Genomic DNA, 14,059 nt, shown 5'->3' on the forward strand with positions numbered 1-14,059 from the left:
GCCGGCACCAGCCCCCACCGGCGCCAGGTCAGTACCAGCGGGACGCGCGCTGCCGTTTGATCTCCGAGCGGCGGCGCTTGTTCTCCAGGCGGCGTTCGTTGAGGGCGCGCGGCATCTTCTTGGGGATGCGCTTCTTGGGCGGCGGCGCGGTGGCCTCGGCGAGCACGGCGGCCAGGCGGGCCTTGGCGGCCTCCCGGTTGCGTAGCTGGGAGCGGTGCTCCTCGGCGCGGATGGTGAGCACGCCGCGCACGAGGCGTCCGGCCAGCCGGTCCAGCGCCCGCCGCCGCAGCGTTTCGGGGATGGACGGTGAGCCCGCCACGTCGAACGACAGCTCGACGGCGGTGGCGCTGGTGTTGACGTGCTGCCCGCCCGGCCCGGAGGCGCGGGAGAAGCGCCAGGCGAGCTCGGACTCCGGCACGGAGAACGAGTCGCGGACGCGGATCTGCTCGGGCATGGGCCAGATTATCCCCGCTCGTCCCGGATCATGTCGCCTCGTTTTCCCCGGCGACCACCACACCCCCGTACGCAAGTAGGCACTTACACTGGCCGTATGAGCGAGGGACTGTTCCGGGACGGCGACCTGATCCGCGTCGTCTCCCGCGAAGGCGTGCTGATCGCGGCCGGCGGCACCGCGTCCCTGCTGCAGACCGCGCACCCGGGCGTCGCCCAGGGCGTCTACGACCACAGCTACACCGCCGGCGACCCGCTGCGGCGGCTGCGGATGACCATGGGCTGGGTGTACGCGGTGGTGTTCGGCGACCGCGACGAGGCCGAGCGGTTCAGCGCCCTGGTGCGCCGCGCCCACGGCCGCGTCACCGGGCCCGGCTACCGGGCGGACGACCCCGAGCTGCAGGTGTGGGTGGCCGCCACGCTGTTCGCCGTCGCGGCGCAGCTCCACCAGTACCTGTTCCGCCGCGCGTTCACCGAGCGGGAACTGGACGAGTACTACCGGCAGACGAAGGTCTTCGCGACGATCCTGGGCTGCCCCGAGGAGCGGATGCCCGCCGCCTACCCCGAGTTCCGCGCCTACTACGCGCACATGATCCAGACCTTGGAGATCAGCGACGCGTCCCGGGCCATCGCCCGGCAGGTCCTGTACCCCAGGCTGCCGTTCGGCCGCGCCGCCGAACCCGGACTGGCGGCGATCCGGCTGCTGACCGCCGGGCTGACGCCCGCGCCGATCCGCGAGCAGTACGGATGGCCATGGGACGCCGCCCGCGAACGCCGCTTCCACCTGCTCATGGGCACCCTGCGGACGGTGTATCCACGGCTGCCGCTGCGGGTGCGGACGTTCCCCCGCGACCACTACCTGAGGACGACGCGCGAGATGCTGGCCAGGATGCCGGCGCCGCGCCGTCCGGCCGCGCACGGCGGCACGACCGCGTGATCCCGACCCCCACCGGGATCACGCGGCCGCCTCCCCCCATGCCGCGCCGCGACCGGGCCCGAACCCCCTAGACGGACCCGGCACGGCGCGGCGCTCTCTCCCCCTCCGGCCGGTCAGACGCCGCCGCCGGCCATGATCTTGTCGGCGATCTTCTTGGCGTCGTTGATCGGGATGGCGAACCCGACGCCGATGTTCCCCGAGCCGTTGCCGGAGGTGGCGATCGCGGTGTTGATGCCCACCACCTGCCCGGCCGCGTTGACCAGCGCGCCGCCGGAGTTGCCGGGGTTGATGGCCGCGTCGGTCTGGATCGCGTTCTCGATCACCGTGGTCTGCTGCTGGGACAGCCGGCCCCGCAGGTAGGGCGGCAGTCCCGGCGCCTGCTCCTGCGAGTCGCCCTCCTGGATCTTGCGGCCGAGGGCGCTGACGATCCCGGACGTCACCGAGCCGTCCAGGCCCAGCGGGCTGCCCACGGCCAGCACCGGGTCGCCGACGGCCAGGGCGCCGCTGTCGCCGAGCGTGGCGGGCTTGAGCCCGGACACGCCCTCGGCCTTGATCAGCGCGACGTCGTGACTGGAGTCGGCGCCCAGCAGCCGCGCCGAGGCGGTCCTGCCGTCGCTGAACTTCACCGCGATCTGGTCGGTGTCCTCGACGACGTGAGCGTTGGTGAGGATGACGCCGTCCGATCGCAGGATGACCCCGGACCCGCCGGCGGTCTGCCCCGTGGCGGTCTGCGCCTGGATGGACACCACGCTGGGCTGCACGGCCGCGGCCGTCTGCGCGGTCGCCGTCGCGTTCTTGTTGGACGCCCCGGACACCGCGGTGGGGCTGGAGTACACCGTCTCGCCGCCGGACACGGCCAGCGCGGTCACCGCCCCGGTGGCGCCCGCGCCCAGCGCCAGTGCGACCGCCGCCCCGACCGCCGCGATCCTGCGGCGCGCCGTCCACCAGACACCGCCCGAAGCACCCGCCGGCGGGTGCGTCATCGCGGGCATGCCCGGCGCGGGCGGCCCGAACTGCGGCATCCGCCACTGCGGCTGCGGTCCTGCCTGGGGCCCGGCGTACGGCCCTGCGTACGGCGCGGCCTGCGGCCCGTCCTGAGGGGCCTGCTGCGGCTGCGGCCCGGTGTCGGCGGCGGCGCCCTGCGGGTCGTGCCGCGGGCCTGCCTGCGGATCCGCCTGCGGATCTGTCTGGGGGCCGGGCTGCGGGCCCGGCTGCGGCTGCGGGGTCGGCTGCCCCTGCCCCCGCTCCCCATACGGAGCGAAGTTCGGCTGGTCGGCGCTCATCTCATCCCCCTGTCGTTCACTTACCGACGATGATGCGCCACCGGGCTGGAATGTCCCTGAGCCGTTCCTGAAAGTCACCTGAAAACAATTCCGGCCGGCCCTGAAGATCACGAACAAAGACCGTGACCGGGAATCGGCGCGGGCGGGCGGTTCGCGCGATTCCCGGTCACGGTGGCGTTTGGCCAGGGCGCACGCCTCCGCCGGCACGGCCCGTGCCCCGGAGGGCGCCCTGTGACAGCCACCGAATCGCACGTACCTGAACGCTTCCTGAATCGTTCCTCAAACTTCGCCCAGGGCCGGCGCCGAACGACTCGGTGCCGAACGACTCAGCGCCGAACGCCTCAGTGCGGAAGGGCTCAGTCCGGCGCGAGCGGCAGCAGCACCCGGAACACCGCGCCCTGCCCCGGCTCGGAGTCCACTTCCACCGCCCCGTCGTGCGCGGCCACCAGCGCGGCCACGATCGCCAGGCCGAGGCCGGTCCCGGCGTGCTTGCTGCTGCGGGTCTGCGGGCCGCGCGCCGGGTCGACCCGGTAGAAGCGTTCGAAGACCCGCTCGGCCTGCTCGCGGGTGAGGCCGGGCCCCTCGTCCGCGACCTCCAGCACGGCCGCGGGCGCGTCGCGCAACGTGCCCGGACGCAGCCGCACCTCCACCGGCGTGCCGGCGGGCGTGTGCGTGACGGCGTTGGTGAGCAGGTTGCCGAGCACCTGGCGCAGCCGCGCCTCGTCCCCGATCACCTGGAACGCCACCTCGCCGCTGACCGACAGCTCGATCTCGCGGTCGGCGGCGACCATCCGGGTCTCCTGGACGGTGTCGGCGGCCACGGCCAGCAGGTCGACCGGGCGCCGCTCGATGGGACGCTGCCGGTCCAGCCGCGCGAGCAGCAGCAGGTCCTCCACCAGCAGGCCCATCCGGGACGCGGTGTCCTCGATGCGGCCGATCAGCCGGTCCAGCTCGTCGGGCGAACGCGCCGCGCCCTGCCGGTAGAACTCGGCGAACCCGCGGATCGCCGTCAGCGGGGTGCGCAGCTCGTGGCTGGCGTCGGCGACGAACCGCCGCATCCGCTCCTCCGAGCGCCGCGCCAGCTCCTCGGACCGGCGCGCGGACGCCTCGGACTCCGCACGCGCACGGAACGCCGCCTCGATCTGCGCCAGCATGCTGTTCAGGGCGCTGCCGAGCCGTCCCACCTCGGTGCTCGGGTCGGCGTCCGGCACCCGCCGCGACAGGTCCCCGGCGGCGATCGCCCCGGCGGTCTGCTCGATCGCCGCCAGCGGGCGCATGCTGGCGCGCACCACCCACACGCCCACGCCCGCCAGCACGCCCACCACCAGCACCCCGACGGTCGCGTCGATGGCGATGAGCTGGCCCACGGTGCGCTGCAGCTCGTCCTGGCTCAGCCCGACGACGAGGATCGAGCCGCCGGGCAGCGGTTCGGCCAGCACCCGCCAGCTCGCTCCCGACCCGCCGTTGCCCCGCACGGTGAACGGCTGGTTCATGCGGCCGTCCAGGTTCGCCGGGAGCCGGGGCGTGCCGCGCTCGCCGAACGCGGCCTCCTCGTCCAGGATCTGCCCGTCGGCGCTGCGCACCTGGGCGTACATCTCGCTGGGCACCCGGATGCCGATGTCGGTCGCGGGACGGCGCAGCTGCGGGACGACCTGGCCGATCGCCTGCTCCACCGCCGCGTTCAGCTGCACGTCCGCCCGGTCGATCAGGTACTCGCGCAGCACGTACACGGAGGCGACGCTCATCACCGTCAACCCCAGGGTGACCAGCACCAGCATTCCGGCGATGAGCTTGACCCGCAGCGACGTCCGCCCGGCCACCGCCCGCAGCCGCTCGGCGAGCCGCGCCGCCCACCCGGGGCCCGCCGCGCCGTAACCTCCCGCGCCGCCGGGAAGAGGCCCGCCGCCGTACCCGACCGGCGCGACGCCGTCGGGGCGGGTGGCCCCGCCCCCCTGAACGGGCCGGGTGGGCGCGGGGGCGCCCGGGTCGGCCGGGCGGTGGTCGTCCGGCGGGACGAAGTCGGGGCCCCTCGGCTGGTCCGGGGCTGGCATGGGATCAGCCCCCGTTGGGGGGCATGCGCAGGACGTAGCCCACACCGCGCAGGGTGTGGATGAGCCGTGGTTCGACGTTGTCGACCTTGCGCCGCAACGCCGAGACGTAGGACTCGACGATGCCCGCGTCCCCGCGGAAGTCGTAGTTCCACACGTGGTCGAGGATCTGGGCCTTCGACAGCACGCGGCCCGCGTTCGCCATGAAGTAGCGCAGCAGCTTGAACTCGGTCGGGGACAGCTGGACGGGCTTGCCCCCGCGCCACACCTCGTGGCTGTCCTCGTCCAGCTCGATGTCGGCGAACACCATGCGCGGCGTGGGCTCGGGCACGCCGTCGCGCACCCGGCGCAGCACCGCGCGGATCCGCGCGATGACCTCCTCCAGGCTGAACGGCTTGGTGACGTAGTCGTCGCCGCCGATGGTGAGGCCCTTGATGCGGTCCTGGACGGCGTCGCGCGCGGTCAGGAACAGCACCGGGGTGCGGGTGCCGCCCGAGCGCAGCCGCCGCACGACGTCGAATCCGTCGAAGTCCGGCAGCATCACGTCCAGCACGATCAGGTCGGGACGGTGCCGCTGGGCGGCCTGGACGGCGTCCGCGCCGTTGGTGGCGGTGATCACCTCGAAGCCGGTGAAGCGCAGGCTGCCCGCCAGCAGCTCCAGGATGTTCGGCTCGTCCTCGACGACGAGCAGCAGCGCCTCCGGCGCCCGGGCGCCGCCCGCGGCGTTGTTCGGCGTTCGCTCAGCCACTGACACGTCCCCCTCGTCCATCATCCCAGAGGGTGACAAGCCAACCTGAACGCAACCTGAAAGCGCGCTGAGCTTTCGCCGAGGACCGCCGCCTCCACAACCGAGGACGCCCGGCGGCGCGAGGCCGTCCGGGCGTCCGGGTTCGGCTACGGAAGGGTCACTCGCCCTTCCAGACCGGCTTGCGCTTCTCGGCGAAGGCGGCCGGGCCCTCCTGGGCGTCCTTGGAGCCGAAGACGGGCATGACGATCTCGCCCTGCTTCTGCCAGGCCTCCTCGTCCGACCAGTCGGCCGACTCGACGATGATCTTCTTGGTGGCGGCCAGCGCCAGCGGAGCGTTCTCGGCGATCTTCAGCGCCAGCTCCTTGGCGGCGGCCAGGGCCTCGCCCGGCTCGACCAGCCGGTTGACGAACCCCAGCTCGGCCATGCGGTCGGCGGGGTACTTGTCGGCGGTCAGGGCGATCTCCATGGCGATGTGGTACGGGATGCGGCGCGGCAGCCGCAGCAGCCCGCCGCCCGCCGCCACCAGCCCGCGCGACGGCTCGGGCAGCCCGAACTTGGCGTCCCGCGCCGCCACCACCATGTCGCAGGCCAGCGCGACCTCGCAGCCGCCCGCCAGCGCATAGCCCTCGATCGCGGCGATCAGCGGCTTGGCCGCGGGCCGCTCGACGATCCCCGCGAACCCGCGGCCCTCCACGATCGGGTTGTCCCCGGTGAGGAAGCCCTTGAGGTCCATGCCCGCGCAGAACGTGCCGCCCGCGCCGGTGAGGATGCCGACCGACAGGTCCTTGCGCGAGTCGAGCTCGTCCAGGGCGGCGGCGATGCCCTGGGCGACCGCGCCGTTGACCGCGTTCCTGGCCTCGGGACGGTTGATGGTGATGATGAGGACGGCGCCGTCCTCTTCGGTGAGAACAGCTTCGCTCATGCGTTCCTCACTTCGGCTGGAAGCGGATGCCGCCGTCGAAGCGGACGGTCTCGCCGTTCATGTAGTCGTTCTCGATCAGCGCCTTGACCAGGTGCGCGAACTCCGACGGCCGTCCCATGCGCTTGGGGAACGGGACCGGCGCGTACAGCTTGGCCTTGAACGCCTCGGCGGCCTCGCCGGTGCCGTAGATGGGCGTGTCGATGATGCCGGGGCAGATCGTGTTGACCCGCACGCCGATGGCCGACAGGTCGCGGGCGGCGGGCAGCGTCATGCCGACGATGCCGCCCTTGGACGCCGAGTAGGCGACCTGGCCGGTCTGCCCCTCCAGCGCCGCGACCGAGGCGGTGTTGATGACGACGCCGCGCAGGCCGTCCTCGTCGGCCGGGTCGGTCTTGGCGATCGCCGCCGCCCCGATGCGCATCAGGTTGAAGGTGCCGATCAGGTTGACGCGGATGACGGTCTCGAAGGCGCCCAGGTCGTGCGGGCTGCCGTCGCGGGCCACGGTGCGCGAGGCCCAGCCGATGCCGGCGCTGTTGACGATGACGCGCAGGGGCGCGCCGCTGTCGACGGCGGCCTGCACGGCGGCCTGCACCTGAGCCTCGTCGGTCACGTCGGTCTTGACGAACACGCCGCCGATCTCCTCGGCCAGGGCCTTGCCCTTGTCCTCCTGGAGGTCGGCGACGACCACCTTCACGCCGTTGGCGGCCAGCTCACGGGCGGTGGCCTCGCCGAGGCCGCTCGCACCGCCGGAGACGACGGCGGAAACTCCGTTCAGGTCCATAAGCAGCACCTTACGTCAGGGACCGAATCTGGTTCGGGCCGATGTTACCGAAGGGTCACGCCACGGGTCATGTTTGGCCCCCGCCCCGCCGGGCACCCGCCCCGCGTGCGCCGGGCACCCGGTTCCGTACCGTACGCCCGGTTCCTCAGGACCAGCTACCGCGAGGGGGACCCATGAGCGAACGACCCGCGCAGAGCCAGCCCTACCCAGGCCGGACCGGGGAGATGACACCCGAGCCCCGGGACGAGATGCGCGGCTACACCGGCAGCGGCCTGCTCAAGGACAAGAAGGCCCTGATCACCGGCGGCGACTCGGGCATCGGCCGCGCGGTGGCGGTGGCGTTCGCCAAGGAGGGCGCCGACGTCGCCATCACCTACCTGAACGAGGACGACGACGCCCGGCACACCGCCGGCCTGGTCGAACGGGAGGGCCGCCGCTGCCACACCTTCGGCGGCGACCTGGCCGAGGAGCGGCACTGCCGCGAGGTCGTCCAGCACGCCGCCCGCGAGCTCGGCGGCCTGGACGTGCTCGTCCTGCACCACGGCACCCAGCAGCCGGTCAAGGACATCCGGGAGATCGACGACGCCCAGCTCCGGCGCACCTTCGACGTCAACGTGCTCAGCCTGTTCTGGATCGTCCAGCAGGCCCTGGAGCACATGGGCGAGGGGTCGGCCATCGTGTTCACCGGGTCGATCAACGGGCTGCGCGGCAACAAGACGCTCATCGACTACTCGGCGAGCAAGGCCGCGGCCATGGTGCTGGCGCAGTCGCTGGCGCAGAACCTCATGGACCGCGGCATCCGCGTCAACTGCGTGGCGCCCGGCCCGGTGTGGACGCCGCTGATCCCCGCCACCTTCGACGAGGAGCGCGTCGAGAGCTTCGGCGCCCAGGCCCCGATGGGCCGCGCCGCCGACCCCGACGAGATCGCCCCGTCCTACGTCTTCTTCGCGGCGGGCCGCCTGTCGTCCTACTACTCCGGCCAGACCCTCGTCCCCGCCGGCGGCGAGATCCACCCCGGCTGACCGCCCGCCGCCCCGGCCGGGCGCGCGGTGCCCCGGCCGGGGCCTCTCGGCGGGCGATCGATCGGCGGTGGCGAAGGGCAGCTCGCGGCGTCAGCTCACTGCGTCAGCTCACTGCGGCGTGTTCGGCGGAGGGCGGGCACTCGGCCTCGGCATCCGGCCGCTCGCCCAGGCAGTACACCGCGTACGCGTGCTGGATCACCGGCAGCGCCACGTTGCGCACCCGTACCCCGCCGGGCGTGACGCCCTTCTCGGTGCCCTTGTGCGCGTGCCCGTGCACGGCCAGGTCGACCTCGGCGCAGTCGATCGCCTCGGCCAGTTGGTAGCAGCCCAGGAACGGGTAGATCTCCGGCGGCTCCCCGGCGAGGGTGTCCTCGGACGGCGAGTAGTGCGTCAGGGACACCCGCACGTCGCAGTCGAGGCCGAGCAGCGCGGTGCCGAGCCGGTCGGCGAGATCCTTGGTGTGCCGGACGAACGCCTTCATCTCCGGCTCGCCGAAGTCGCTGGCGCAGCGGCCCAGGAAGCCGCCGCCGAAGCCCTTGCCGCCCGCCACGCCGAGCCGCACACCGCCGCAGTCCACGACGGTGCCCTCGCCCTCCAGGACGGTGATCCCCGCGTCCCGCAGGACGGCGGTGATCTCGTTCTCGGCGTTGGAGTGGTAGTCGTGGTTGCCCAGCACCGCGATCACCGGCACCCCGGCGTCGCGCAGCTCGGCCGCGGCGACGCGGCCCTCCTCGACGGTGCCGTGCCGGGTCAGGTCCCCGGCCACCAGCAGCACGTCGGCCTGGTCGGGCAGCGCCGACAGCCGCTCACGGTAGCTTCCGGCGACCTCCGGCCCCACGTGCAGGTCGCCCACGGCGGCGACACGGATCATGAAAGCGTCTCCTCCCCGTCCGGCTCCCGCGCCGTGACCACGGACACCTCGTTGCGGATCCGGTGCCCCTCGGCGGCGCCCCGGGCGGCGTCCTCGATCTCACGGCGCCGTTCCTCGGTGACGACCTCGCCGCGCAGGTACACCACGTCGCCGTGCACGTCCACGCGGATGCCCAGCTCGTGGGCCTCGGCCGCCAGCCGTTCCTGGATGTGCGCGGCCAGGTAACCGGGTACGTCGGTCACAGGAACTCCCCCTCGATCACGCCGAGCCTGGACAGCAGCACCAGGAACGCGTAGGCGTACGGGGAGTCGGCGGTCTCCTCGGCCACCCGCGGCCAGTCCACCTGCTCGCGCAGGGCGCGGCACACGTGCAGGTACTCCGAGAAGTCGCAGGACGTCTCGGAGAACGCCAGCAGCCGCATGACCACCAGGTCGGTGGCGGGCAGCACCTGCATGCGCACCGCCGCCACGGTCTGCTCCTCGGCCCGCCGCAGCAGCGCGTCGTCCACCGGACGGCCGGACGGATGGTAGATCAGGTCGATGAGCTGGTCCCCGTCGTACACCTTGGCCAGCCAGTTCTCCGGGCAGTCCCGGCGCCGCATGCCCGCCTTGACCAGCGCCTCGGCGGCGGGCTCCACGTCGCGTTCGCGCAGGATGAAGTCGACGTCGTGGGTGGACACCGCGGCGCCGTGCGCGTACGCGGCGAACCCGCCCGCTAGTGCGAACTCCACGTCCGCCTCCTGCAGGACGGCGGCCGCGCGCTTGAGCGTCAGCAGCAGGCGCTCCGGACCGGACCAGCCCGCCTGCTCCGGCGTCCCGGCCATGCCGGATTCGGGGCGTCCGGCCTTGGTCTGCATGTTCTCCACACGTTTCCCTTGGGTCGGTTCCGGTCCCGGAGGGCGGTACCCGCAGATTCAGGGGTCATGCCCACCTCAGTCCGATCCGCAGCGCTTGCGGAGGACCTCCTGGCGGTGCCCAGCCGGGTGGTCCGGCCGGGCACCGCCGGGTGGGCCGTGCGGCGGCCGGCTCAGCAGTCGACGAGTTCCGGGGACTGGTTGAGCAACTGGGCGCGGGGCGTGACGAACTCGGCGTGGCGGCGGCTCTCCCCCGGCGCGAACGCCGCGACGCGGTGGCAGTTCTGGAACGCCAGCCGGACGCCGAAGTGGCGTTCCAGCGCGCCGCGCATCGCGTCGCTGGCCAGCACGCGCAGGAGCTGGCCGCGGGCGCGCTCGTCCGGCGGCGGGGTGGTGTTGTCGGCGAAGCCGTCGGCGGAGTCGCGCATCCGCGTCACGACGTCGCTGATGACCTGCCAGGCGTACGGCAGCGACCGGCGGACGCAGTCGACGAACTCCGCGTCGTCCACCTCGCCCTGCCGGGCCCGCTCCAGGAGCCGGTCGTCGACGGTCAGGGACATGGCATGTCTCCCCTCGGTTACGGGTCGGAACGATCCGTGCACCAGGGTGACACGAAAACGATATTCATTTCAACGCGAACGCACTCGGTGACGAATGACCGATTCCGGCATGGATACGAAAATGTGCCGGAAATGCCCAGACGGACGGCCGGTCGGGGGCCCGGACATGAGGGCGCGGACTTGAGTAGGTCAGTGCGCACTTCTACTCAGGCGCAGCCGCCCGCCGCGCGGCACAGTGGGCACATGAACGCGTTGCTGCAGCTCAAGGGCACGACCGCATTCTTCGTCCAGGCGATCCTGTCGTTCGTGGTGTCGATCACCGCGGTCACGCTGGGGATCGTCTACCTGCCGGCGCCGATCTGGATCCGCGCCTTCCTGGCGCTCGGCATGCTCTACGTCACGACCTCGACCTTCACGCTGGCCAAGTGCGTGCGCGACCGCCAGGAGGCCGGCGCGGCGGCGGCTCGGCGCGAGGCGTCCGGGCAGGTACTGCCCCCGAACGCCCCGTACGTCGACCCTTCCGCCGCCGCCTGGAGCTGAGCGACAGCTGAATACCGCCGCGAGTAACGCAACCGTTATCGACCGGGAGGGGCCGCCGGACGCGCCTCAAAGGCCCGACGAACACCGAATGGAACGGCGCCCGTCACCCGACGGGCGCCGTCGACGTGTTCGGGCCGACACGAAGCGCAACCGAATGGACCGCTCCAGGCACCTCCCGGCGTCCGGTACACCCGTCCATCCGTTACGGTCCGGAAGGCCGCAGAGATCAACTTCGGCGGCCATTGTGGGGTTAATCACAGAGCGGACAATTATCTATCGGCTAAGCGACGCCGACATCACACAGAGTAAAGTGTCCCGAATTGCTTTTGTTCTCCATTGCCTTGACCAGCATGCGAGATGTCACCCCGGAGGGATGGCACACGGCCGTCCACTACAGACCGTGACCCTCGACGGAGGCCGGAGGCGAGGCGCCGAGGCCGTATCCGAGCCCCGCGACACGCCCGGCGCGGACGGCAGATTTTCCTATCCGCATCAAATGTGATTCAGATCACAATGCGCTAATACCGCACTGTATTCGCCCAGGCAGAACGGCTCGGACGGGTTCTCGCCGGACACCTGTCCACCCTTCCGGACGGCATCGGAGATTTGCCGGATATCCCGAGCCGTGGCTACCTTCATGCCGGTTCCAGCACGCGGCACCGCTGCCGCTGCCGATAACAGAACATCCACGACGGGCGGTGGCGCCGCCCCCCATCCCGGAAGCCCCGGGAGCGTGAGCCGGTCAACGGAGACACCGGCCGCCCGGCGCCGAGCAGACCGCCGTCGAGCCGAATCCGTGTCGACCGGAGACACGGAACCGGTGCGGGCCCCGAGGCCAGCGGCGTGTCCGGCTTCCCAGGACGCGACCGCCGCCGAGCGGCCCCAGCATCCCCTATCGCGAGCGCGGTGACACCGCGTGCGCGCGGGCTGCCCCGGTAGGCGTCAAGAGCTAGGTCAGGAGCAGTTCTGCATACCCCCCGAACCACCCCCAGGTCCAAGGTCGGCCTCCGCGGCGCGCTCACGGGCGGCGTCGCGCTCACCGCGACGGCCGCGCTGGGAGCCGGCCTCGTCGCGGCCGGCTCGGTGCGGGCCGCCGAGCCCGAGGCCGCACCGAGGACCACGTCGCAGCAGGGCGCGCAGGCCATCACCGTCGCCCCCGAGACGGCGACCCTGGTGAGCGCGAAGATCTCCGCCTCCCGCAAGGCCAAGCAGAAGAAGCGCGCGGCCGCCGCCGTCAAGTACGCCTACAAGCAGATCGGCGACCCGTACCGCTACGGCGGCACCGGTCCCAAGTCCTGGGACTGCTCGGGTCTGGCCGGTGGCGCCTGGCGCAAGGGCGCGGGAGTGAAGCTGCCGCGCACCACCCAGCAGATCTACCGGGCGGTCAAGTACAAGGTCTCCTGGAAGGGAGCCGTCAAGGGAGACCTGCTGTTCTTCTACTCCGGTAAGAGCCACATGGGCATCTACGTGGGCAAGGGCTACATGATCCACGCGCCCAGCTCCGGCAAGCGGGTCAAGAAGATCAAGCTGACCGGCTACTACAAGCGCAACTTCAGCGGCGCCGTCCGTCCCGGGTACTGATCCGCGGTCCCCGCGACGCCCGCGCCCGCGTCCCGCATCCCCCTCATCCGACCCCGCCCAGGGCGGCGTCCCATCGTGCGATCGGCGCGGACGCACCACCGGCACGCCGGCCCCGGCGCGGGGCACGGACCCCGCTCGGACGCGGGACGCGGGCGACGCGGTCCACGAACGGCCCTGGGCAGCTGAACCCCAGGGCAGCACAAAGAAGCTGAGACGGCCATGACGGGGCTTCTCGGCTGCATCACGGTGAGCGCTCCGGCACCATCCCCATGGCGCCGGAGCGCTCACCTGTGTTCACGGCGCGACCGCCGTGAGGACACCGGTCAGGCTTCCAGCAGCGGGTAGTCGGTGTAGCCGCGGTGGTCGCCACCGTAGAAGGTCGCCCTGTCCGCCTCGTTGTAGGGGCCCCCGGCCTTGATGCGCGCGGGCAGGTCCGGGTTGGCCAGCCACAGCTCGCCGAAGGCCACCACGTCGGCGACCCCGTCCCGCAGCGCCGCGACGCCGTGCTCGACGGTCGCCGGGAACGCCTCGGGGGTGGGATGCGGGTTCAGGACCAGCGTGCCCGGCCACTGCGCGCGCAGCCGCTCGGTCAGGGCCCGGTCCCCCACCTCCATGATGTGCAGGTACACCGGGTCGAAAGGGGCGACGGCGCGGACCAGCTCGGAGTAGAGGTCGGCGGTGTCGCTCTCGGTCACGCCGTTGACGGCGTTCCCCGGCGAGATGCGCAGCCCGACCCGCTCGGGTCCGATGGCGTCGGCGACGGCGGCCACCGCCTCCACGGCGAAGCGGACGCGGTTCTCGATGGAACCGCCGTAGGCGTCCGTGCGCCGGTTGCTGCCGTCGGCCAGGAACTGGTGGATCAGGTAGCCGTTGGCGCCGTGCAGTTCGACCCCGTCGAACCCGGCTTCTACCGCGTTGCGCGCGGCGGCGGCGAAGTCCTCGATCGCCTCGGCGATGTCGTCGAGCGTCATCTCGCGCGGCACCGGGTGGTCGAGCATGCCGTCCGGGGTGAACAGCTGGCCGCCCGAGGCGATCGGCGACGGCGCCACCGGCAGGCCGCCGTCCGGGTACAGCACGGGGTGCCCGACACGGCCGCCGTGCATGAGCTGGGCGAAGATGCGGCCGCCCTCGCGGTGCACCGCGTCGGTCACCGCGCGCCACGCCGCCGTCTGCTCGGCGGAGTGCAATCCCGGCGTCAGCACGTACCCCTGGCCGCGCACGCTCGGCTGCACGGCCTCACTGATGATCAGACCGGCGGCGGCCCGCTGGGCGTAGTACTCGGCGGTCACCTCGGTCACTCGGCCGTCCTCGGTGGCCCGGCTGCGGGTCATCGGGGCCATCACCAGGCGGTTGGGCAGTTCCAGCTTTCCGACGGTCACGGGCTCGAACAGCTCGTCCACGATGTTCTCCCAAGGGGTTTCAAGGTTGTCGGTAGACGTCCACGAACCTAGGAGCGGGGCGGT

General features: G+C 72.3%; 15 protein-coding genes. 4 read left to right on the forward strand and 11 right to left on the reverse strand.

What is annotated here, in order from left to right; translation table 11 throughout:
* Positions 1–28: 28 nt before the first annotated feature.
* Positions 29–454, reverse strand: a complete 426-nt coding sequence (gene arfB / locus ABD811_RS37550; RefSeq protein WP_344957321.1) for an alternative ribosome rescue aminoacyl-tRNA hydrolase ArfB — start codon at positions 452–454, stop codon at positions 29–31.
* Between the two features lie 96 nt (positions 455–550).
* Between arfB and ABD811_RS37555 the strand changes: the two genes are divergently transcribed.
* Positions 551–1,387: an oxygenase MpaB family protein gene (locus tag ABD811_RS37555; RefSeq protein WP_344957323.1), complete on the forward strand. Its 837-nt coding sequence runs from the start codon at positions 551–553 to the stop codon at positions 1,385–1,387.
* 113 nt (positions 1,388–1,500) lie between these two features.
* Here ABD811_RS37555 and ABD811_RS37560 read toward each other — a convergent pair whose 3' ends face one another.
* From ABD811_RS37560 to ABD811_RS37580, 5 genes are all read right to left on the reverse strand, one after another.
* Complete coding sequence (locus tag ABD811_RS37560) at positions 1,501–2,670, reverse strand: S1C family serine protease (protein ID WP_344957324.1); 1,170 nt, start codon at positions 2,668–2,670, stop codon at positions 1,501–1,503.
* A 356-nt stretch (positions 2,671–3,026) separates the two neighbouring features.
* Positions 3,027–4,721, reverse strand: coding sequence for a sensor histidine kinase (locus ABD811_RS37565; protein ID WP_344957326.1), 1,695 nt, complete (start codon positions 4,719–4,721; stop codon positions 3,027–3,029).
* Between the two features lie 4 nt (positions 4,722–4,725).
* Positions 4,726–5,466: a response regulator transcription factor gene (locus tag ABD811_RS37570; RefSeq protein ID WP_344957328.1), complete on the reverse strand. Its 741-nt coding sequence runs from the start codon at positions 5,464–5,466 to the stop codon at positions 4,726–4,728.
* Positions 5,467–5,623: 157 nt separating this feature from the next.
* Positions 5,624–6,388, reverse strand: coding sequence for a crotonase/enoyl-CoA hydratase family protein (locus ABD811_RS37575; RefSeq protein ID WP_344957330.1), 765 nt, complete (start codon positions 6,386–6,388; stop codon positions 5,624–5,626).
* 7 nt (positions 6,389–6,395) lie between these two features.
* Positions 6,396–7,169 (reverse strand): SDR family oxidoreductase, encoded by a 774-nt coding sequence (locus ABD811_RS37580; protein ID WP_344957332.1) that lies wholly within the window; start codon positions 7,167–7,169, stop codon positions 6,396–6,398.
* Positions 7,170–7,342: 173 nt separating this feature from the next.
* On the opposite strand from ABD811_RS37580, the gene ABD811_RS37585 reads away from it, so the two are divergent.
* Positions 7,343–8,191, forward strand: a complete 849-nt coding sequence (locus ABD811_RS37585; RefSeq protein ID WP_344957334.1) for an SDR family oxidoreductase — start codon at positions 7,343–7,345, stop codon at positions 8,189–8,191.
* 103 nt (positions 8,192–8,294) lie between these two features.
* Here ABD811_RS37585 and ABD811_RS37590 read toward each other — a convergent pair whose 3' ends face one another.
* The 4 genes from ABD811_RS37590 to ABD811_RS37605 all read right to left on the reverse strand — a co-directional run bounded on the left by ABD811_RS37590 (position 8,295) and on the right by ABD811_RS37605 (position 10,475).
* Complete coding sequence (locus ABD811_RS37590; protein WP_344957336.1) at positions 8,295–9,062, reverse strand: metallophosphoesterase family protein; 768 nt, start codon at positions 9,060–9,062, stop codon at positions 8,295–8,297.
* Positions 9,059–9,304, reverse strand: a complete 246-nt coding sequence (locus ABD811_RS37595) for a BON domain-containing protein (protein ID WP_344957339.1) — start codon at positions 9,302–9,304, stop codon at positions 9,059–9,061. Before ABD811_RS37595 ends, ABD811_RS37590 begins: the two co-directional genes overlap by 4 nt.
* Entirely contained in the window at positions 9,301–9,918 is a 618-nt protein-coding gene (locus ABD811_RS37600) for a nucleotidyltransferase (protein WP_344957441.1), read from the reverse strand. The genes ABD811_RS37595 and ABD811_RS37600 overlap by 4 nt, the downstream gene beginning before the upstream one ends.
* A 170-nt stretch (positions 9,919–10,088) precedes the next feature.
* Entirely contained in the window at positions 10,089–10,475 is a 387-nt protein-coding gene (locus tag ABD811_RS37605; RefSeq protein ID WP_344957341.1) for an SCO5389 family protein, read from the reverse strand.
* A gap of 243 nt (positions 10,476–10,718) precedes the next feature.
* On the opposite strand from ABD811_RS37605, the gene ABD811_RS37610 reads away from it, so the two are divergent.
* Together ABD811_RS37610 and ABD811_RS37615 are read left to right on the forward strand one after the other, a co-directional pair.
* Positions 10,719–11,015, forward strand: coding sequence for a YiaA/YiaB family inner membrane protein (locus ABD811_RS37610; RefSeq protein WP_344957343.1), 297 nt, complete (start codon positions 10,719–10,721; stop codon positions 11,013–11,015).
* Between the two features lie 1,083 nt (positions 11,016–12,098).
* Positions 12,099–12,596, forward strand: coding sequence for a C40 family peptidase (locus ABD811_RS37615; protein WP_344957345.1), 498 nt, complete (start codon positions 12,099–12,101; stop codon positions 12,594–12,596).
* A 323-nt stretch (positions 12,597–12,919) separates the two neighbouring features.
* On the opposite strand, the gene ABD811_RS37620 is transcribed toward ABD811_RS37615, so the two are convergent.
* Positions 12,920–13,996 (reverse strand): alkene reductase, encoded by a 1,077-nt coding sequence (locus ABD811_RS37620; protein WP_344957348.1) that lies wholly within the window; start codon positions 13,994–13,996, stop codon positions 12,920–12,922.
* Positions 13,997–14,059: the final 63 nt, after the last annotated feature.

It is taken from the genome of Actinomadura miaoliensis (genome assembly GCF_039536785.1).
Taxonomy (GTDB): Bacteria; Actinomycetota; Actinomycetes; order Streptosporangiales; family Streptosporangiaceae; genus Spirillospora; species Spirillospora miaoliensis.